Below are 19,881 nucleotides of genomic sequence, written 5' to 3'. Positions count from 1 at the left end.
GTCCGGATCACGTCATCCCACCGTAGGACGGCCCCCAACAGGGTGCACGCGGCGCGAGCCCGCCGACGGCTCAGCACTGCACCCTCTCAGCCGAGCACGCCCTCGAGCCGGTAGAGCCACTCGGCTGTCCCCTGCTCGCGCCAGGCCGGCTCTTCGAGGTGGTCGAGGAAGATGCCGTGCTCGGTGAGCACGAGGGTGCTGCCCGTGCTGTTCTCGGTGATCTCGACGGAGGTGATCGACACGGTAGCGACCCGCCCGGCGTGGGCGAGCGTCGAGGAGTAGACGAGGCGCGCCCCGGGCTGGATCTCCTGGTAGGTCGAGGTGAAGACGAAGGGCACGTCCGGGTCCGGTCCGCCACGGGTCACCTCGGTCCCGCCGACCTGGAAGTCGAGCGAGTGCTCGGCACCGGGGCTGGCGAACCGCGGGCCTTGGTGGCGGGGTCCGCCCAGGCCGCGAAGACCACCGCGGGCGGGACGTCGTAGCGACGCTCGAGGGTGAAGGTGGCGTGCTCTGCGGGGTGCGTGGAGGTCATGGTGTCTCTCCTCGAGCGTCGGGGCTCAACCGGCCGGCTCGTACCGACGTCTTGTGTCGATCCTCAGTCTGTCGCCCGTCCGCGTAGTGTGCGAGCTCAGCGCGTGACCACCGCTGGCCGACGCGCGTCGTCGACCCGGACGACGACGTCGGCCATGACCTCGGGCTCGACCTCCTCGCGGTAGCGCTCGTAGGCCTCGAGCGTCCAGCGGTCCTGGTCGGAGGTGCGTCGCGTGATCGTCGAGGACCGCAGCGAGAGGTGCACAACGAGGTCGAGGTCCAGCCAGCGGCCCATCGCCAGCGACCCGTCGAGCAGCACCACGAGGCCGGGCGGCGCGTCGACGTAGGGTGCGCGGGTCGCACGGTCCGTGACGGGGTCGCGCAGCGTCGGCAGGTAGCGGCCCTGCCCCTCGGGCCCGACGGCGGTGAGCACCTCGCGGTTGAGACCGGCGACGTCGATCCACGCGTCGAGGAGGCTGTCGGGGTCGCGGCGACCCATCTCGAGGCGCAACGACGCGGGCCGCAGGAAGTCGTCGACCCGGATACGCGCCACGGGGCGTCCTGCGGCGCGCAACGGCTCGACGAGCGAGTCGGCCAGCTGGCCAGTATCCGTCGAGGGGTGGCCGTCGATCAGCACGCGCAGCGCAGCAGGCGCCGGGTGCACGAGGATGCGCTCGACGAGCCTGCCCCGCAGGGCGTCCTCGGTGACGGGTTCGACGCGCATGTCTCCAGGATGCCGTGGAGGTACCGGCGGCGGCGACCGGCGACGAGGTCTCCGGACCGCGAGGGGCCATCGAGAGCCGCCGACCGCGACTGTCCTGTGGCGCATCTCACGCCGCTCCCGGGAACTCCTCTCCCCCAGATCTCTGTTGACGCTCTCATGACCACCGAGACGTTCACCCCGACCGACGCAGCCTTCGACGAGCTGCTCGACATCGACGCGGCGACCGCGGACCTGCTGTTCCGCGAGGCCCGCTCCGTGAACGCGTTCGCGGACACGGAGGTCCCGGAGGAGAAGATCCAGGCCGCCTACGACCTGGTGCGGTGGGGCCCGACCGCGATGAACACCGTCCCGCTCCGGCTCCTGGTGCTCCGTGACCCGGCCGCCCGGGCACGCCTGGTCGAGCACATGGCCGAGGGGAACCGGGCCAAGACCCTCGCCGCACCGCTGACCATCGTCGCCGCCGCCGACACCCGGTTCCACGAGCACATGGACGTCCTCGCCCCGCACATGGACGGAGCCCGCGAGCGCTTCGAGGCCGCGGGCGAGGAGTCCCGCAGCGGCATGGCCCGCACCTCGTCGCTCCTCCAGGTCGGCTACCTCGTCGTCGGGCTGCGTGCCGCCGGCCTGCACGTCGGGCCCCTCGGCGGCTTCGACGCCGCGGGTGTCGACGGAGAGTTCTTCAGCGAGAACGGGTGGCGCTCGCTCGTCGTCCTCAACGTCGGGACGCCCGCGGCAGAGGGCGCGACCCGTCCTCGCGCGACGCGTCTGCGCTACGACCAGGTCAGCCAGACGCTCTGACCGGACGGCCCTCGTGCGCTGCCGCACCGGCACCCAGGGCCAGCAGGACTGCACCTGAGGTGGATCCGAGCAGGTCAGCCGGTCTCTAGTGTCGTGGGCATGACTACACCGAGCACGCTCAGCGCCCCGGAGACGGGAGCCGTGTCGCCGCCTGCCCCGACGCGATCGACAGGTCCACGCGACCGCCTCCCGTCGGAGTTCCGGCCTGAGCCGCCCGCCACCTGGTGGCCCGAGGTCACGGCCGGCGCGCTGACCCTCGCGTCCGGGCTCTGGGAGATCGTCACTCTCCTGCCCCACCTGTCCGTCGTGGGGCTCTCGTGGGTGATCCTCATGACGGTGCGCCTCGGGATGGTCACGGCAGCTGCGGCGATGTTCCGTCGTGCGCCGGGCTCGTCGCTCGCGCTCGTCTGGTCGGCTCTCGCCGTCCAGCTCGCTGCTGGCTCGACGGTCAGCCACGCGGGCGCCTCGGCCCTCGTCGTCGTCCTGGTCGCCTTCGGCGCGGCTCGCCACGGGCGTCGGCTGACGCTCTGGGCCGCCGCAGCCTCCCTGGTGCTGTCGACAGCCCTGACCGTGCTCCTCGTGATGGCCGCTCCCGGGCGCCTCCAGCGGCTCCCGTTCCCCCTTCGTGGCGTGACCGAGAACGTCGACGGGCCTCTCGGTGGAGTCGTGCTCGGCCTCCTCCTCGGCACCGGGCTGCTCGTTCCCTGGGCGTTCGGCGGTGCGCTGCGGCTGCGCGAGCGTGCCCGCCGGTCGGAGGACGACCGGATGCGCGCCACGGCTGAGCGCGACGAGGCCGACCGCCAGCGCTCTCTCGCCGAGGAGGTCGCCGCGCTGCGCTCCGTCCAGGCCCGCCTGGCCCGCGACGTGCACGACGTGGTCGGGCACTCGCTCGCCGTGGTGCTCGCCCAGGCGGAGTCGGCGCAGTACCTGCCCGACGACGACCCCGCCGCGCTGCGCCGGGCGATGGCGAGCATCGCGACGTCGGCGCGCACCTCCCTCGTCGACGTCCGTCAGGTGCTGGCGTCGATCGACGGTGAGCACACCGAGGGTCCGGCTCCGCGCGGCACCCTCGACACCCTGCTCGACGACGTGCGCGCGGCCGGCACACCGGTCGAGGAGGACACCGCGGGCACGGCCCGCCCTCTGCCCCCAGAGCTCGAGACCGTCACCTACCGCGTGCTGCAGGAGATGCTCACCAACGCTCTCAAGCACGGCGCACGCGGCGAGCCCGTACAGGTGGAGCGCGTGTGGGGCGAGGACCTTCTCCTGGCGGTGGAGAACGTCGGAGGCCCGGTCGTCGGGACCGACGTCGCCGAGCGTGCCCCGACCGGTGGTGCAGCAGCCGACGAGGCAGCGACGGTGGTCGATGCCTCCGAGGCCGCGCCCTTCGTCGAGGGCCTCGGCCTGGCGAGCATGCGACGGCGCCTCACCCAGGTCGGCGGCACGCTCGACATCACGCGGTCCACCCAGCCCGACGGCTCGGTGCGTGTCCGCGCGGAGGCCCGGGTCCCCCTGGGCCGTACGCTGCGCACGACGGCCGACCACGTGACACCCGAGGACCGCGCATGACGACGCACACCGGCGCCCCTGACCAGCCCAGCAGCGCTGCCGAACCTGGCACCGCTGCGCCGCAGAACGCCGCTGACCAGCCCGGCACCCCCAGGATCCGGGTGCTGCTCGTCGACGACCAGGAGCTGTTCCGCTCGGGCATCGCGGTGATCGTCGACGCGCAGGACGGCCTCGAGGTCGTCGGCCAGGCGGCCGACGGGAGCGAAGCCGTCCGGATGGTCGACGACCTCTCTCCCGACGTGGTCCTCATGGACGTGCGGATGCCCGAGCTCGACGGTGTCGAGGCCACCCGGCAGATCTTCGCTCCGGCCCGTGCGGCCTCTCGCGCCGGCCCGGTCCGGGTGATCGTGCTGACCACCTTCGACCTGGACGACCGCGCCGCGGCGGCCATCCGCTATGGCGCGAGCGGGTTCCTGCTCAAGGACGCGACGCCGGCCATGCTGCGCGACGCGATCCGCACGGTGCACGCGGGCAACGCCGTCCTCGCGCCGGACGACCTGTCGACGCTCCTCGACGGCAGGTTCCGCGCGCGACGGCCGAGCCCTCCCGGCCTCGAGGACCTCACCCCGAAGGAGCGCGAGGTGCTGGCGGCGGTCGCCGCAGGCCTCAACAACGCCGAGATCGCCCGACGCGCGTTCGTCAGCGAGTCGACGGTCAAGACCCACGTCGGCGCGGTCCTGCGCAAGCTCGGCCTGCGTGACCGGGTCCAGGTCGTCGTGCTCGCGCACGAGCACGGGCTGGTGGACCCAGCCCTCGGCCGCGAGAGCCCCTGAGCCTTGAGCCCTTGAGCCCCGCGCCGGCTCAGTGCTGGAAGGTCTGGTGACCGACGACCCTCAGCAGCGCGAGCCTTGCCTGCTCGTCCGGGCGTTCTGGCGGGGCGGTGAGGACCAGCAGCGACTGGCTCTGGTCCTCGGTGAACAGCGCCTGGCAGTCGAGCTCGAGCGCGCCGACCTCGGGGTGCAGCAGCGTCTTGTGGTCCGCGAACCGGCGCGCGACCTCGTGCGTGGCCCACAGGGCGGCGAACTCGGGGCTCGTCCGCTCGAGCTCGGCGGCGATCGCACCGGCCGGCGAGCCCGGGCCGGTCCGGCCGTAGGCGACGCGGAGCGAGGCGACCAGGGCCTTCCCCTGCCGCGCGTGATCGTCCACCGGATAGACGGACCTCGCTCCAGGTATGGCGAACCATCGATAGATGTCGCTGCGCTCCATGCCGGCCCGCCCCGAGGCGTCGCCGAAGAGTGCGACCGCCATCGCGTTGGCCGCGAGCGTCTCGCAGAGCTCCGAGAGGATCAGCGCCGGGCAGTCGTCGAGCCGGTCGAGCACACGCAGCAGCGCCGGTGCGACGTGCTGGCTCGCGCTCGTCCGGTCCGGGGCCGGGTGGCCCGCGGCGCGATACAGGTAGTCACGCCCGTCCGCCGTCAGGCGCAGGGTCCGGGCGAGGGCCGCGAGCATCTGCGTGCTCGGCTGCGGGCCACGACCCTGCTCGAGCCGCGCGTAGTAGTCCGTCGACATGCCGGTCAGCGCGGCGACCTCCTCGCGGCGCAGCCCGGGAGCCCGACGGCGGGCACCGGGCGGCAGCCCGACGTCGCCCGGCTGGAGCGCCTCTCGTCGCGCACGGAGGAATCCTGCGAGCTCGTCTCGGTCCATCGCACCATCATCGCCTCGTGCGTGGCAGTGGAACCAGGGACCGCCGATCCCTGGGTCGCTGCTCCCCGGATCACCAGGTCTCTCCCGCCCACCGAACCGCGGGTGCACGGTAGGTCCATGGACATCACCACGAGCACAGTCTTCATCCCCGGCGCCACGAGCGGCATCGGGCTCGCCCTCGCCCTCCGGCTGCAGGCCCGGGGCAGCACCGTCGTCGTCGGAGGACGACGCACCGACCTGCTCGAGCGCATCGCCGTCGAGCACCCCGGCATCGGCACCGTGCAGGTCGACACCGCCGACCCGGCGAGCATCACCAGGGCGGCCGCCGAGGTGCTGGCCGCCTACCCCCGGCTCGACACCCTCGTCACGATGGCGGGCATCATGCGCTCCGAGGACTGGCTCTCCCCCGGGACCTTCCTCGCCGACGCCGAGGCGACGGTCACGACCAACCTGCTCGGCCCGATCCGCCTGGTCGCCGCGTTCCTCGAGCACCTGCGGACCCGCCCGGACGCGACCATCGTCACGGTGTCGAGCGGCCTGGCGCACGTGCCGCTGCGCGTGACCCCGACCTACAACGCCACCAAGGCCGCCGTCCACATGCTCAGCGAGTCCCTCCGTCTCCAGCTGGCGGGGACGAGCGTCTCCGTGCTCGAGCTCGTCCCGCCGGCCGTGCAGACCGACCTCATGCCCGGCCAGGCCGAGAACCCCGTCGCGATGCCGCTCGACGCCTTCGTCGACGAGGTCGTCACCCTGCTCGAGACGCAGTCCGACGCCCACGAGGTCCTCGTCGAGACCGTGGGCTTCCTGCGGTTCGCCGAGGTCCGCGGCCAGTACGACGAGGTGGTGGCGACGCTCAACAGCACCGACCGCCACGCGTCGGCCGAGTGACACCACCCTGATGGCTGGGTACACCTAGTTCGCTGTCGAGACGACGTCAGGAGGCGTCGTCCCGACAGCGCGCCCGGTCGTGTGCTGAGCCCAGCCGTCTCAGCGCTGCTCGTCCGCGCGCCGCCCCAGGTCTGCCAGCCTGGCGTTGTAGGCGTCGAGCTCTGCGTCGCCGTCCCGCTCGGCCTGGCGGTCGTAGCGCTTGGCGTCCCGGGCGTCGGACCGGGTCCACTGGAAGACGACGATGAGCGCTGCGAGCACCACGGGCAGCTCGCCCGCTCCCCAGGCGATACCACCCCCGGTCTGCTGGTCGGCGAGCAGCGCGACCTGGTCGTCACCACCCATCGCGCGCCACCAGTCAGGCGCCAGCAGGGTGTTCGACTCCATCACCGCCACCCCGAAGAACGCGTGGAAGGCCATGGTCACAAGCAGCACCACGAGCCGGATCGGCGGGCTGGCCTTCGCCGGCCCCGGGTCGACCCCGATGAGCATCCAGAAGAACAGGTAGCCGCTCGCGAGGAAGTGCACCTGCATGAGCACGTGCCCCTGGTGCTTGAACAGCGCGAAGTCGAACCATCCGGTGTAGTAGAACGCGACCAGGCTGCCGGCGAACAGGACCCCGGCCACGGGTGGCAGGGCCAGGAACCGCGCGTAGCGCGAGTGGACGAGCACGAGGATCCACTCGCGCGGCCCGCGGCTGGCGTCCGTGCGGTGCGGCAGCACCCGCAGGAGCAGCAGGACCGGACCGCCGAGCACGAGCGGCATCGGGGCGAACATCATGAGACCCATGTGCTGGATCATGTGCGTGCTGAAGTGCACCGACCCGTACACGGCGGGCCCGCCGCTCGTCACGTAGGCGAGCACGAGGCAGCCGAGGAGCCAGGACACCGTCCGACCCACGGGCCAGGAGTCGCCCCGGCGCCGCAGTCGCACGACGCAGGCGACGTACCCGCCGGCCAGGACGCAGACCAGCGCGAGCCACGCCCAGTCGACGTGCACCTGGGTGAGCATGTTCCGCACGGAGACGGGGTCCGGGTAGGGGAACCCGAGCAGCGCGTGCCTCGGGTCCCCCACGACCGGGTTCTGCGGGACGGGCGGGGCTGACCGTGACAGCGCGACAGAGGCGCCCATGGTCGTGGCCATGACGACCACCTCGGTCACGGAGAGCCGGACGAAGGCCCGGGAGCTCCGTGCCGGGTCGCGCAGCAGCGGCAGGATCCGGCGGCGCTGCAGGTACCCGGCGGCGCCGAGGAGGCACAGGGCGACCGTCTTGCCCACGAGCAGCAGCCCGTACGGCGTCGCGAGGTCGTCGAGACCGTCGAGGCGCAACGAGGCGTTGACGACCCCCGAGAACGCGACGGCGACGAAAGCCCAGCCGGCGATCGTCGAGTAGCGCGCGACGACCGTGGGCAGGTGCGTCCCGACGCGACGTCGCAGCAGCACGAGCGCGACGAGCCCGCCGACCCACGCGGTGACGCCCACGAGGTGGATGGCGAGGGAGTTCACGGCGTTCGCGTGCTCGTCGGCGCCGGCTGCGTGGCCGCTGAGCGACAGGGGCAGCAGCGCCGCGACGCTCAGGGCGCACGCGACCGCCACCCAGGACACCTTCCGGCTCACGAGGAGCACGACCATCGCCGCCGCGACGCAGGCTGCTGAGACGACCATCGTCTGGCCGAGCTCGATGCCGGTCGCGAAGTAGCGCAGCTGACCCGCGAAGCCGGGAGAGGTCACCGGCGCACCGATCGCGTCCGCCGTCGTGAGCACGAGCAGGACGAGCGCGGTCGCGAGCCAGCCCGCGGCCGCGCGCGCCGCCCAGCGGGCAGCCGTCCACTGCGAGTAGCTCACCACCCCCGGCACGTCGCGCTGCCCCGGGAGGACGAAGGTCGCGAGCAGCAGCAGCCCGATGGTCACGGCAGCGAGGGCGTCGTGCAGGGCTCGCGCGGCAGGCAGGCCGTAGGTGACCAGGTCGCCGGGCCCGGCGAAGACGCTCGGGGCGAACTCACCGGTGAGGACGAGCCCCGCGAGCGCGACCGCGACCGTGAGCGGCAGGCAGAGCAGCAGCACCACCTCGTCGGTGCGCAGCGTCGGGAAGCGGAACGGCTCGGGAGCCTCGTCGGAGGGCGGCCGGGTGGCGCCGTCGGCGGTCGGCCGGTCGGCGCCGTCGGCGCTCGGCTTGTCGGCGCCGTGGGCGCTCTGCCCGGCAGCGGGGCGTGGTGCTGTGGTGCTCATGGGGGTCCTGTCCTGGGACGAGCCTGCGGGCGGCGCGGCTCGTGGAACGTGCGGGGTGCGCGCGGCGGGGCGCGCGGCGACGACCGCGACGGCTGCGCGCGGTGCGTGGACTGCGGCGCGCTCGGCTCCTGAGGGCGCGCGGCGGTGTCAGACGGCCAGGACGACCGGCGGTCCCCGTCGCGCGACGGGGCTCGTGAGGGCAGAGAGCGCCGGGCGGGCAGACAGCAGCCCCTCGACGACCGGCAGGGGGCATCGCTCGACCACCACGGCGACGACGCGCGGCACGACACGGACGAGAACCGCAGACGCGACCTGCAGCAGCCGGGCGAGCACCAGCTCACCTCGGCGCAGCGCGAGGACCGTCACGGTCGCAGCAGCCCCGTGCGCGAGCCACATCCACCCGCCGGTGTGCCCGAGGTGCCCCAGGTGCGCCGCAGCGCTCGCGCCGGTCGAGACGACCACGTCGGCGTCGTGCCCGAGATGGTCATGCCTGCCGCCCCCGACGGGCATCACCGTGGTGCCGGCCGGGACCGTGCCCAGGACGAAGAACGTGTGGAACAGCAGCTGGCTGCTCACGACGGAGAGGCTCAGCCGCAGCGAGGAGAGCCGGACCCCGGCGAGCACGATGCACGCGGCGGCGGCGAGCACCAGGGGTACGACGATCCCCAGAGCACCGGGGACCGGCGCACCGGCGAGCAGGTGAGAGGCCAGCGCCACCCCAGTCGAGAGCACCGCGGCCGCGCCACCGCGGGCGACGCGCGCCCCACGTCCGTGCTGGCGACCTGTGCCGGGTCCCGTCGCACCGGTGCGCAGCACAGGTGTTCCGACGGGAGGCATGCCGTCGAGCCTATCCGAGGCGGACGCAGCAGAGGCCGCCTCCAGGATCTGGAGACGGCCTCGGGCTGTCGATCTTCGTGTGGGCGATACTGGGTTCGAACCAGTGACCTCTTCGGTGTGAACGAAGCGCGCTACCACTGCGCCAATCGCCCGTGCGTGCACGGCAAGCTCTTGCGACTCTGCGCGGTGTGCTCGTGGAAGAGCGTAACCGGTCGAGGGCCTCGAACGCGAACTGGCTCGCCGGCACGACCTCTCAGGGGTCGACCTGCTCCGCCAGACGACGCCCGAACAGCCCCTGAGCAGCGAGGACGAGCGGCCCGGGCGCGACGTCCTGGCCGTCGAGGGAGACCACCGGCGCGACGTTACGGATGCTCCCGGCGAGCGCGAGGCTCACGCCCCGCTCCCCCGAGACCCCGCCGATCGTCCCGCCCGCGGCGAGCGTCACCTCGTCGAGGATGCCGAAGGGGAGCTCGTCGACGCGAGCCTCCCGAGCAGGCAGGCCTTCCTCGCGAGCCCACTCGAGCATGAGCTCACGCGTGATCCCGGCCAGGCAGCCGGTGTCGAGGTGCGGGGTGAGCAGCTCGCCGCCGATCTCCACGAAGACGTTGGAGGCGGTGCCCTCGCAGAGCGCACCGACGGTGTTGGCCATGAGGCCCTCGTCACCTCCACGCTCGCTCGCGTAGGCGTAGCCGACGACGTTCTCGGCGTACGAGGTCGTCTTGAGGCCCGCGACGGCGGAGCGCTCGTTGCGGACCCACGGGAGCCGCACCGCGCGCGAGACGCTCGAGGGAGACGCAGGCCCTGCTGCCACGAGGAGCGAGAGCGGGCCGTCGCCGCGCATCGAGCCGAGCGGGGCGGGCCCGCCCGTCACCGTGATGCGCAGGCGCCCGGAGTCCGGGGCGGCGGCGAGCACCTGGGCGACGGCGTCGCGGACCAGCTGCTCCTCAGGCGCCACGAGGCCGATGCCGGCGGCGGAGCGTGCGAGACGGCGGAGGTGGCGGCTGAGCGCGAACGCCTGCCCGCCGTAGACCGCGCAGGTCTCGAAGACGCCGTCTCCGACGGTGATGCCGTGGTCCACGGCGCTGAGCGCGGGCTCCTCCGGCTTGAGCAGGTGGCCGTCCGACCAGATCACGACTGTCATGGACCTCAGTCTGCCGCAGATGCGAGCGCGATCAACCGGGCGGCCTTGAGCTCGGTCTCCTCCCACTCGCGCTCGGGGTCGCTCCCCCACGTGATCCCGGCACCGGTCCCGAAGCGCAGACGGCCGGTCCCGCGGGGCTGGTCCTCGGACCACCAGAACGTCCGGATGCCCACGGCGAGCTCCGCGGTCCCGGTGTCCGCGTCGACCCACCCGACGGCCCCGCAGTACGGACCACGCGGCGCGGTCTCGAGCTCGTCGATGATGCGCAGGGCCGACGACTTGGGCGCTCCCGACACCGAGGCCGGCGGGAAGGTCGTGGTGAGGAGCGTCGCCCAGAGGTCGTCCGATGCTGCCACCTCCGGGAGCAGCTCCCCCGCGACCGTGGAGACGAGGTGGACCAGCCCGGGGTGCTCCTCGACGCCGAGGAGCGTGGTGACCGCCACTGTCCCCGGGACGCACACGCGCTGGAGGTCGTTGCGGACGAGGTCGGTGATCATGACGTTCTCCGCCTCGTCCTTGCCGGTGAGCCCGTCAACCGTCCGGGCGGTGCCCTTGATGGGGGCGGACGTGATCGTCGCGGAACCAGGCCCGTGGAGGCCGTCGACGCGCAGGTAGAGCTCGGGCGACGCCGTCACCACCCAGACGGGGTCGAGGTCGGCGCCGGGGTCGGCCGCACGGTGCGAGGCGTCCGGCGTCCCGCGCGGCACGTGCACGAGACCTTGGTAGGGCGCGGGGTTCCCGGCCACGAGGCGGTCGGCGAGCGCCCGCGGGTCCGGCTCGTCGCCCGCCACCCGCCCGAGCGGGGCGTCGAGGACCCGGCAGATGTTGGCCTGGTAGACGGCACCAGCCCGGACGTGCTCGCGCACGCGCCGCACGGCGTCGCCGTAGCCCGCCCGGTCCAGGGACGACGTCCAGGTGTCAGGTCGTGGGCCCGACCAGGCATCGTCCGAGTCGATCTCGTCAGCTGTGCCGAGCGGGTGAGCGTCCACCGAGACGGCGTCGGCCGCGCCGCGGGAGACCCGCGTCACGTCGTCGAAGCGCCAGGCTCGCGCCCGCCCCTCGAACTCCGCGACCACGAACCACACGCCACCCCGCCGGAGCGCACGGGGATCGGTCGCGAGGTCGACCATCTCGACCGGACGCCGGGCCTCGATCCCGGCGAAGCGCGCGTATCCCTGCTGGTTGTCCACGCCGCAACGCTACCCAGTAGCCCCGGGACGGGCGGCGACGTCCGTCGAGAGCACGCGCCGGGCCGTCCGCGCACCCCCTCTCATCACCTCTCGGCGGCGGGTTCTCGCGCCTCACGAGCCGCGTCGTGACCTGCGACGACGAGCCAGTTGGACTCCGCGCCGAAAGTTCAATAGAGTCTGTGACGCGCCAAGAACACCGACGCAGTTCGGCCGGTGTTCACAGCAGCATGCGGACGTGGCTCAGTGGTAGAGCATCACCTTGCCAAGGTGAGGGTCGCGGGTTCGAATCCCGTCGTCCGCTCGGAGATAGTTCTTCCGAGCAATCTGAAGATCTGTGTCTCTACGGTGGAGTGGCCGAGAGGCGAGGCAGCGGCCTGCAAAGCCGTCCACACGGGTTCGAATCCCGTCTCCACCTCGCAGAACGACACGAACGACCGGTAGTTCAGCACCACCAGCTCCAGAGTTTCACCTCTGGGCGATTGGCGCAGCGGTAGCGCGCTTCCCTGACACGGAAGAGGTCACTGGTTCGATCCCAGTATCGCCCACAGAGCAAGGCCCCAGGTCATCAGACCTGGGGCCTTCGTCGTACCTGAGGCCTCGTGACGACCGCCTCCCCTGACCTGGTGGTCGACGCCGGGGAAGGCCCGCACGGATCACGTGCAGGCACGTGCCGTCAGTTCTCCACACATGGCGCCGGGCGCCAGAGAGACGGCTCGCCGACCAGTCCGCACGCCTCTCCGCCGCAGGATCTCGCCCGTTCGAGGGCCCTGAAAGAGGCTGGTTTGGGGGAACGCGAAACCTGGTCTACTGTAATCCACGCACCGAACGGCGCTGAGAGATCAGCCCGCGAGGCTTGCGGACGTGGCTCAGTGGTAGAGCATCACCTTGCCAAGGTGAGGGTCGCGGGTTCGAATCCCGTCGTCCGCTCGGAGAATGGAACTCAGGTTCGCCTGAACGCCAGCTCATACGGTGGAGTGGCCGAGAGGATAGGCAGCGGCCTGCAAAGCCGTCCACACGGGTTCGAATCCCGTCTCCACCTCTCAGCACCACCTCTCGCAGCATCATCGCGAGAGCAGCACGACCAGCATCACCCCGAGAGTCATCACGGGCGATTGGCGCAGCGGTAGCGCGCTTCCCTGACACGGAAGAGGTCACTGGTTCGATCCCAGTATCGCCCACAGCAGCACGACAGCCCAGAGGCCGTCCCGGACAGACCCGGGGCGGCCTCTGCTGGTATCAGGCTGGTATCCGACGCCGGAGGAGGACCGATGCGCAGACGCACCTGGGTCGTCGCCGGGGCCGCCGCGGTGACGGCCGGAGTCATCGCGTACGTCACCGTGGACGCCCCACCGCCCGGTCCAGGCGACGTGACCGGCAGGTACCAGGCGTACGACGACACCGGGATGAGAACCCGCCCGATCGGCAAGGGGGTCTTCCTCGTCCTCCCAGGGACCACCGTCCACGACATCTGGCCCGAGGCAGAGGCCGGCCTGCGGCAGTACCCGGACTTCGCACCCGCGACCCTGGACGTCGACGAGCTCGTCGACGCACACGGCGGCCGGCTGGTCGAGGTCCAGCCGGACGGGCAGTTCCGCATCGACGTCCCCGAAGGGCCTGCGGTGGTCTGCCTGATGGGCATCAGGACCCTGAACGGTTGCGTCGACGTCGAGCTCTCAGAGTCCGAGTCCGTCGAGGCACGCTTCGGCGAGGGCGGCTTCCACGTCGAGTAGTCGTGGATCGACCCGCCCCTGCACAACTTCCACCCGCTCGTCGTCCGGCCCCAGCCGCCGGACGACGCCCCTAGCAGCTACCGTGAGGCCGTGACGACCGCACCGCGACCAGACCTGGGCAGCGGCACCGCCGTGCCCGGCGACAGGCGCGGTCCGCAGATCAACCGCTCGGTCATCCTCATGCAGCTGCTCTTCGGGGCGGCGGTGCTCAGCGTCCTCACCCTCATCCAGTGGTTCGCCCCCGGCCGGCTCACCGACCACGTGATGTTCATCGGCGTGGTCCTCGCCTTCGTGGCGTCGGGCGCCGCGATGCTCGTGCCGTGGAACCGGTTCGACAAGCGCTGGATCATGGTCCTGCCGGTCACCGACATGGTCGCGATCTTCTTGCTGCGGATCGAGACGCCCGAGATGGGCCTGGGCGTCCTGTGGATGCTGCCGGTCATCTGGCTCTCCACCTACTTCGGGCTCACCGGCACGATCACGGCCGTCGCGATGGCCACCCTGGGCAGCTGGGCCACCGTCGCGATCGAGCCGAGCGCCATCAGCCTGTCGTCCTTCACCCTCCTCGTCCTGCTGCCGCTGGTGCTCTCCTTCGTGGCCGCCTCGACGTACATCAGCTCGCGACGGGACCACGCGCAGCGCGCCCTCATGCGCAAGCAGGCGGCGCTCCTCAACGAGGCGTTCATGTCCGCGCGCCACCACGAGCAGCTGCTCACGGAGGTCCTCAACACCGTGACCTTCGGGGTGGTGCGCTTCGACCGCGAGGGTGTCGTCACCTTCGCGAACAGCGCGCACACGCGGATGCACGAGCGCGGCACCGCGATGCCCGACAGGCCACGCCACGACGTCGTCTACCAGGCGGACCGCAGCACACCGTTCCGCGAGGAGGACCGTCCCTTCTACCGGGCGCAGCGCGGCGAGGCCTTCGACGACGTCCTCATCTGGGTCGGGAACCCGGGCGAGGACCGCCACGCCTACTTCATGACGTCACGACGCCTCGTGGACGCCCGCGACGGCTCCTTCGACGGGACCATCCTCGTCTCGGGCGAGGTGACGACCGAGCTCAACGCGATCTCGGCGCGCGACGACCTCATCGCCTCCGTCTCGCACGAGCTCCGCACCCCCCTCACCTCGATCCTCGGGTACCTCGAGCTCGTCCTCGACGACGAGCTCCCCGACCACGCGCGACCCTCGCTCGAGATCGTCGAGCGCAACAGCAACCGCCTCCTCGACCTCGTCACCGAGATCCTCTCGGCGTCGCGGCAGGCGTCCAAGCCCCTCGAGATCACCCCCGTCCCCGTGGACCTCGGGGCCACCGTCCTCCAGTCGGCGGAGTCCCTGCTCCCCCGCGCCCGCGAGCGCGACGTGGTGGTCGACACCAGCGGCGTGCACAACGTGCTGACCGTCGCCGACCCCTTCCGGATGCGGCAGGTGGTCGACAACGTCCTCTCGAACGCGATCAAGTACAACGTCGACCACGGGCGTGTGGACCTCGCGCTCGAGCAGGCCGGTGACCAGCTCGTGCTGACAGTGCGCGACACGGGTATCGGCATCTCGGGCGAGGAGCTCCCCCAGCTCTTCGAGCACTTCTTCCGCTCGGCGGCCGTCCGCAACTCCGCGGTCCACGGGAGCGGTCTCGGCATGGGGATCGCCCGCGAGATCGTCCGCAAGCACGGTGGCGACCTCACGGTCGACAGCGCGCTCGGCCAGGGCACCACCGTCACCATCACCGTCCCCACGAGAGCCGCACCATGACCCTCGACCAGCAGACCCTCAGCCTCGCGACGGGCATCGTCGTCCTCACCGCCGGGCTCCTCTTCGTCTTCGAGACCGTCGTCAGGCGGGACAGCACCACCAGCCGGCTGTGGTCCTTGGGCTACCTCGGCGGGATGCTCACGGCCTTCTCGTACCTGCTGTGGGCGAGCTCGCCGAGCATGTGGTGGGCCGTCGCGGTGGGCAACGCGGCCTTCGTGGTGAGCGCGGGGGCGATCTGGAACGGCAACCGGTCCTTCAACGGTCGCCGGAGCCTCGTGGAGGTCACCCTCGCCGCGGCCGTCGTCACCGGTCTGGCCGCCGCGGTGGCCGGCCCCGACGGGGGTGACTGGGCCGGTGCTCCCGTGTGGCTGCTGTGCGTCGCCGTCCTCGCCGGGCTCGGCGCCGCCGAGACAATGACCGGGGCGCTGCGCAAGGACATCAACGCCCGGGGTCTCACCATCGTCCTCACGCTGCAGTCGGCGCTGTTCGCGGCGCGGCTCGTCGCCTACCTCGTCTTCGGCACCGAGAGCGACGTGTTCTCCAGCTACCTCGGCACCATGACGACGTCGATCGTCACGATCGTCCTCATGGTCGTGGCGGCAGTGTCCATGTCGGTCCTGCGCTCGGAGACGTCCTTCGCGCGGTCGCGGAGCCGGACGTCTCCGGTGTTCACCGCCCGGCGGCTCGTCGACAACGAGTCGTTCGAGCAGGTCGCGGCCGACAGGCTCGAGCGCGCGCAGAACCACGACGAGCGGGTCGCGCTCCTGCACGTGGACCTCGACGACCTCGACACCATCAACACGGCTTTCGGACGGTCTGTCGCGGACGTGGTCATCACCGCCTATGCCACGACCATCCGCAACGGGACGCCCACCTCGTCGGTGATCGGCGAGGTCGGGGCGGGCCGGATCTCCATCGTCTTCACCGAGGCGCAGCCGGGAGCTGCCCTGGTGACCGCGACGTCGCTGCGCCGGGCGCTGCTCGACACCGACGTCCCGGAGGCACCGGGAGCGAGCCTCACGGCGAGCATCGGCGTCGCGACCACGGAGCACTACGGCTACGACCTCACCCCTCTCCACCAGGCTGCTCGCACCGCCGCCGACGACGCGAGCGCGTCCGGCGGCAACCGGGTCAGCGACGCCTGGCTCCTCGAGCTCTCGAAGCGCCCCGACCGGGGCTGAGACGACACCGTACCCGCGACGTCACGAGCACGACACCACGCCCACCTGGAGGATCTCCCATGGACACCACCGTCGAGCCCCGCCTGCTCTCCGTCTACGTCAACGACCACGTCACCGGTGCGACGGCTGGTCTGGGACGCGTGCAGCGCATGGCGTCCGCCTACGAGGACTCGACGCTCCTCGGCCCGCCACTCGCCCGCTTCGTCGGTGAGTTCACCGAGGAGCGGCAGTGGCTGATCCGCACCGGCGCCTCCCTGGGCGTGACCCGGAACCGCCCCAAGGCGCTCGTCGCTGCCGTCGCCGAGAAGGTCGGCCAGCTCAAGCTCAACGGCCGTGCGGTCGAGCAGTCGCCGCTGAGCCCGCTCCTGGAGCTGGAGATCCTGCGCGGCGCGGTCTTCGGCAAGCTCAGCGGGTGGGAGACCCTCGAGGCCCACGCCGACGAGCTCCGCCTGTCCGCGGAGCAGGTCGCCCACCTGGCGCACCTCCAGCGCCAGGCCGTCGCCCAGACAGAGACGATCACCGGGCTGCTCGAGTCCCTGCGTCCGCAGGCCTTCAGCGGCTCCGCACCAGGAGACGCGTAGCCGCTTCGGCGTCCGTCCACCACTGCCGACCTCGATCGGTCGACGACCGTCCCGCTCGGGCTGCGGGTCGGGTCAGTCCGCACTAGCGTCGACGCATGAGCACAGACACCGTTCGCGCCTCGAAGTCCGCCAAGATCCTCTACCGCCCCTTCGGCCTCGTCAGCTCGATGGTCGGCGGGCTCCTCGCCGGCCAGCTGTTCAAGCAGGTCTACAAGCGGGTCGCCCGCACCGAGCACGAGGAGTCTCCCGGCCCGCTCGTCGACGAGTACCCGGTCAAAGAGCTCCTCGTCGCGTCCCTCATCCAGGGTGCGATCTACGCGGCGGTGAAGGCGCTCATCGACCGTGGGGGCGCACGCGCCTTCCAGCGCTGGACGGGCGAGTGGCCGGGTAAGTAGCACCAGCAGCACCACGCACGAGAGAGCGGGGGCCCACGACGTCGTGGGCACCCGCTCTCTCGTGCGTCTCAGGTCTACGCGTGCGTCTCAGATCTCCTCGGGGTTGTCCCAGTCGTCTCCCGCGAGGATGGCGCCCTTCTTGGCCTGCCGCTCGGCCTCGCGCAGCGAGCGGGGTGCCTTGCTGGCGTCGCCCCCGGCGACGGTGTCGCCCATGCCCGGCTGGTCGGAGTCGTAGTAACGGTCGTCACGTACCTCGGGGACCGGGGTGGCGCGCCGTCGCGGTCGGATCCCGGCCTTCTCCCCGGCAGCCTGACCGGTCGCGAGGTGGTCGCTGCGGCCGCTGCTCTCGGTCTCGTCGCTCTCCTGCTGTGCACTCGGTGAAGAGATCATGCCCTCTATCCCACCAAAGTCTCGGGCCTCGCGCCAGAGGAACGACACGAGCGACGCATCTTCTCCCCCGTTCCTCACCCTCTATCGCAGGACGCCGACGGGTTCCTAGGGCAGTCTTACGCCATGCAGATCTGGCCAGGACATCCGTACCCGCTCGGCGCGACCTTCGACGGCAGCGGGACCAACTTCGCGATCTTCTCTGAGGTCGCCGAGCGTATCGAGCTGTGCCTCTTCGACCCGTCGGGCGAGGAGACCCGCATCGACCTCGTCGAGGTCGACTCTTTCGTCTGGCACGCGTACCTGCCGACGGTCCAGCCCGGACAGCTCTACGGCTTCCGCGTGCACGGACCGTACGAGCCCGAGAACGGCCTGCGGTGCAACCCCGCGAAGCTGCTGCTCGACCCGTACGCCAAGGCGATCGACGGAGAGGTGGACGGCGACCAGAGCCTCTTCTCCTACACCTTCGGCGACCCGGACTCCCGCAACGACGAGGACTCCGCCGCGCACACCATGAAGTCCGTGGTCATCAACCCGTTCTTCGACTGGGGCCACGACCGACCGCCGAGCCACGAGTACCACGAGAGCGTCATCTACGAGGCGCACGTCAAGGGCATGACGCAGAACCACCCTGCCGTCCCCGAAGAGCTCCGCGGCACGTACGCCGGCATGGCGCACCCCGCCGTGATCGCGCACCTCGTGGACCTCGGTGTGACCGCCGTCGAGCTCATGCCGGTGCACCAGTTCGTCAACGACTCGACCCTCGTCGAGAAGGGCCTGTCGAACTACTGGGGCTACAACACCATCGGGTTCTTCGCGCCGCACAACAAGTACTCGTCCTCGGGCTCCGACGGCCAGCAGGTGCAGGAGTTCAAGCTCCTCGTCAAGGCGCTGCACGAGGCCAACATCGAGGTCATCCTCGACGTCGTCTACAACCACACCGCAGAGGGCAACCACCTCGGCCCGACCCTGAGCTTCCGGGGCATCGACAACCAGGCGTACTACCGTCTCGTCGACGACGAGCAGCAGCACTACTTCGACACCACGGGCACCGGCAACTCGCTGCTCATGCGTCACCCGCACGTGCTCCAGCTCATCATGGACTCGCTGCGCTACTGGGTCACCGAGATGCACGTCGACGGCTTCCGCTTCGACCTGGCCTCGACCCTCGCCCGCCAGTTCCACGAGGTCGACCGGCTCTCCGCCTTCTTCGACCTCGTGCACCAGGACCCGGTCGTCTCGCAGGTGAAGCTCATCGCCGAGCCGTGGGACCTCGGCGACGGCGGCTACCAGGTCGGCGGGTTCCCGTCGATGTGGAGCGAGTGGAACGGCAAGTACCGCGACACGGTCCGGGACTTCTGGCGCGGTGAGCCCTCGACCCTCGCCGAGTTCGCGAGCCGCATCACCGGTTCTTCCGACCTGTACGAGCACACGGGCCGCAAGCCCATCTCGTCGATCAACTTCGTCATCGCCCACGACGGCTTCACGCTCGCCGACCTCGTGTCGTACAACGAGAAGCACAACGATGCGAACGGCGAGGGCAACAACGACGGCGAGAGCCACAACTCGTCGTGGAACTGCGGCGTCGAGGGTCCCACCGACGACCCGGAGATCCTCTCGCTGCGCGCTCGCCAGCAGCGCAACGTCCTCGCGACGCTGCTGCTGTCCCAGGGTGTGCCGATGATCGCGCACGGCGACGAGATCGGCCGTACCCAGCAGGGCAACAACAACGTGTACTGCCAGGACAACGAGCTCTCGTGGATGGACTGGGACCTCGACCCGGCCCGTCAGGAGCTGCTGACCTTCGCGCAGCAGGTGGTCCACCTGCGTCTGCGCCACCCGGTGCTGCGCCGCCGCCGGTTCTTCTCGGGCGACGACAACTGGTCGGACGACCAGCTCGGTGACATCGCCTGGCTGAACATCGGCGGCGACCACATGCGGGACGAGGAGTGGAACGAGGGGTACGCGCGCTCGGTGGCCGTGTTCCTCAACGGCGAGGCGATCGGCGAGCCCGACGCCCGCGGTGAGCGGATCGTCGACGACAGCTTTCTCATCCTCTTCAACGCGTACTCCGAGGAGCTCGACTTCACCATCCCGCCCGAGCACTTCGGGTCGGAGTGGTCGATCGTCTTCGACACCTCGCGCACCTCGACCGAGTCTGTCACCCCGGTGACCCAGGAGACGGCCATCGAGCCGGTCGACGGGCCGCACACCGCCACGGCAGGGTCGACGCTCTCCGTCAAGGGACGCAGCATCGTCCTGCTCACCCGGTCGCCGCTCGGCGCCTGACGCCGCTCAGCACCA

Annotated in this window: 19 protein-coding genes and 7 tRNA genes; 16 read left to right on the top strand and 10 right to left on the bottom strand. The window is 71.2% G+C overall.

The genetic code is table 11. The features are described from left to right. Window positions 1-86: 86 nt before the first annotated feature. From SKED_RS08280 to SKED_RS08275, 3 genes are all read right to left on the bottom strand, one after another. A complete protein-coding gene (locus SKED_RS08280) occupies window positions 87-365 on the bottom strand; it encodes an SRPBCC domain-containing protein (protein ID WP_245534622.1) in 279 nt (92 codons plus the stop codon). Beyond that, window positions 362-532, bottom strand: a complete 171-nt coding sequence (locus SKED_RS20685) for an SRPBCC family protein (protein WP_245534621.1) — start codon at window positions 530-532, stop codon at window positions 362-364. Before SKED_RS20685 ends, SKED_RS08280 begins: the two co-directional genes overlap by 4 nt. 96 nt (window positions 533-628) lie before the next feature. Beyond that, window positions 629-1,255, bottom strand: coding sequence for a nucleoside/nucleotide kinase family protein (locus SKED_RS08275; RefSeq protein ID WP_012866686.1), 627 nt, complete (start codon window positions 1,253-1,255; stop codon window positions 629-631). A 156-nt stretch (window positions 1,256-1,411) separates the two neighbouring features. On the opposite strand from SKED_RS08275, the gene SKED_RS08270 reads away from it, so the two are divergent. The 3 genes from SKED_RS08270 to SKED_RS08260 all read left to right on the top strand — a co-directional run bounded on the left by SKED_RS08270 (window position 1,412) and on the right by SKED_RS08260 (window position 4,395). Then, complete coding sequence (locus tag SKED_RS08270) at window positions 1,412-2,053, top strand: malonic semialdehyde reductase (protein ID WP_012866685.1); 642 nt, start codon at window positions 1,412-1,414, stop codon at window positions 2,051-2,053. Window positions 2,054-2,152: 99 nt separating this feature from the next. Continuing rightward, window positions 2,153-3,622, top strand: a complete 1,470-nt coding sequence (locus SKED_RS08265; protein WP_086015192.1) for a sensor histidine kinase — start codon at window positions 2,153-2,155, stop codon at window positions 3,620-3,622. Beyond that, window positions 3,619-4,395, top strand: a complete 777-nt coding sequence (locus SKED_RS08260) for a response regulator (protein WP_012866683.1) — start codon at window positions 3,619-3,621, stop codon at window positions 4,393-4,395. The genes SKED_RS08265 and SKED_RS08260 overlap by 4 nt, the downstream gene beginning before the upstream one ends. A 28-nt stretch (window positions 4,396-4,423) precedes the next feature. Here SKED_RS08260 and SKED_RS08255 read toward each other — a convergent pair whose 3' ends face one another. Beyond that, window positions 4,424-5,266 (bottom strand): helix-turn-helix transcriptional regulator, encoded by an 843-nt coding sequence (locus SKED_RS08255; RefSeq protein WP_012866682.1) that lies wholly within the window; start codon window positions 5,264-5,266, stop codon window positions 4,424-4,426. A gap of 117 nt (window positions 5,267-5,383) precedes the next feature. Here SKED_RS08255 and SKED_RS08250 point away from each other — a divergent pair, with 117 nt between their 5' ends. Beyond that, on the top strand, window positions 5,384-6,154 hold the full coding sequence (locus SKED_RS08250; protein ID WP_012866681.1) for an SDR family oxidoreductase: 771 nt from the start codon (window positions 5,384-5,386) through the stop codon (window positions 6,152-6,154). A 99-nt stretch (window positions 6,155-6,253) separates the two neighbouring features. Here SKED_RS08250 and SKED_RS08245 read toward each other — a convergent pair whose 3' ends face one another. From SKED_RS08245 to SKED_RS08225, 5 genes are all read right to left on the bottom strand, one after another. Continuing rightward, complete coding sequence (locus tag SKED_RS08245; protein WP_012866680.1) at window positions 6,254-8,380, bottom strand: bifunctional copper resistance protein CopD/cytochrome c oxidase assembly protein; 2,127 nt, start codon at window positions 8,378-8,380, stop codon at window positions 6,254-6,256. Between the two features lie 147 nt (window positions 8,381-8,527). Continuing rightward, window positions 8,528-9,217, bottom strand: a complete 690-nt coding sequence (locus tag SKED_RS08240; protein ID WP_143755697.1) for a hypothetical protein — start codon at window positions 9,215-9,217, stop codon at window positions 8,528-8,530. An 80-nt stretch (window positions 9,218-9,297) separates the two neighbouring features. Further along, a tRNA-Val gene (locus SKED_RS08235) sits at window positions 9,298-9,369 on the bottom strand. 101 nt (window positions 9,370-9,470) lie between these two features. Further along, the gene (locus tag SKED_RS08230; RefSeq protein WP_042437883.1) at window positions 9,471-10,358 is read right to left on the bottom strand and encodes an aminotransferase class IV; all 888 of its coding nucleotides are present in this window, start codon (window positions 10,356-10,358) and stop codon (window positions 9,471-9,473) included. A gap of 5 nt (window positions 10,359-10,363) precedes the next feature. Then, entirely contained in the window at window positions 10,364-11,548 is a 1,185-nt protein-coding gene (locus SKED_RS08225; protein WP_012866677.1) for a chorismate-binding protein, read from the bottom strand. 229 nt (window positions 11,549-11,777) lie between these two features. Here SKED_RS08225 and SKED_RS08220 point away from each other — a divergent pair. From SKED_RS08220 to SKED_RS08170, 11 genes are all read left to right on the top strand, one after another. Further along, window positions 11,778-11,849, top strand: a tRNA-Gly gene (locus tag SKED_RS08220). 43 nt (window positions 11,850-11,892) lie between these two features. Then, window positions 11,893-11,963, top strand: a tRNA-Cys gene (locus SKED_RS08215). Window positions 11,964-12,021: 58 nt separating this feature from the next. Beyond that, a tRNA-Val gene (locus tag SKED_RS08210) sits at window positions 12,022-12,093 on the top strand. A gap of 310 nt (window positions 12,094-12,403) precedes the next feature. Further along, a tRNA-Gly gene (locus tag SKED_RS08205) sits at window positions 12,404-12,475 on the top strand. Window positions 12,476-12,516: 41 nt separating this feature from the next. Then, window positions 12,517-12,587, top strand: a tRNA-Cys gene (locus tag SKED_RS08200). Between the two features lie 67 nt (window positions 12,588-12,654). After that, window positions 12,655-12,726, top strand: a tRNA-Val gene (locus SKED_RS08195). A 90-nt stretch (window positions 12,727-12,816) separates the two neighbouring features. Then, the gene (locus SKED_RS08190; RefSeq protein WP_012866676.1) at window positions 12,817-13,278 is read left to right on the top strand and encodes a hypothetical protein; all 462 of its coding nucleotides are present in this window, start codon (window positions 12,817-12,819) and stop codon (window positions 13,276-13,278) included. 90 nt (window positions 13,279-13,368) lie between these two features. Beyond that, a complete protein-coding gene (locus tag SKED_RS08185) occupies window positions 13,369-15,033 on the top strand; it encodes a sensor histidine kinase (protein WP_012866675.1) in 1,665 nt (554 codons plus the stop codon). After that, on the top strand, window positions 15,030-16,214 hold the full coding sequence (locus SKED_RS08180; protein WP_012866674.1) for a diguanylate cyclase: 1,185 nt from the start codon (window positions 15,030-15,032) through the stop codon (window positions 16,212-16,214). The genes SKED_RS08185 and SKED_RS08180 overlap by 4 nt, the downstream gene beginning before the upstream one ends. A gap of 59 nt (window positions 16,215-16,273) precedes the next feature. Further along, the gene (locus tag SKED_RS08175; protein WP_012866673.1) at window positions 16,274-16,795 is read left to right on the top strand and encodes a hypothetical protein; all 522 of its coding nucleotides are present in this window, start codon (window positions 16,274-16,276) and stop codon (window positions 16,793-16,795) included. A 95-nt stretch (window positions 16,796-16,890) separates the two neighbouring features. Then, window positions 16,891-17,190 (top strand): DUF4235 domain-containing protein, encoded by a 300-nt coding sequence (locus SKED_RS08170; RefSeq protein WP_012866672.1) that lies wholly within the window; start codon window positions 16,891-16,893, stop codon window positions 17,188-17,190. Window positions 17,191-17,277: 87 nt separating this feature from the next. Here SKED_RS08170 and SKED_RS08165 read toward each other — a convergent pair whose 3' ends face one another. Then, complete coding sequence (locus SKED_RS08165; protein ID WP_012866671.1) at window positions 17,278-17,580, bottom strand: hypothetical protein; 303 nt, start codon at window positions 17,578-17,580, stop codon at window positions 17,278-17,280. 123 nt (window positions 17,581-17,703) lie between these two features. Here SKED_RS08165 and glgX point away from each other — a divergent pair, with 123 nt between their 5' ends. Continuing rightward, entirely contained in the window at window positions 17,704-19,866 is a 2,163-nt protein-coding gene (glgX, locus tag SKED_RS08160; protein ID WP_012866670.1) for a glycogen debranching protein GlgX, read from the top strand. Window positions 19,867-19,881: the final 15 nt, after the last annotated feature.

It is taken from the genome of Sanguibacter keddieii DSM 10542 (genome assembly GCF_000024925.1).
Taxonomy (GTDB): Bacteria; Actinomycetota; Actinomycetes; order Actinomycetales; family Cellulomonadaceae; genus Sanguibacter; species Sanguibacter keddieii.
The sequence above is the reverse complement of the archived record's forward strand: the minus strand, read 5'-3'. Positions and strand labels throughout refer to the sequence as shown.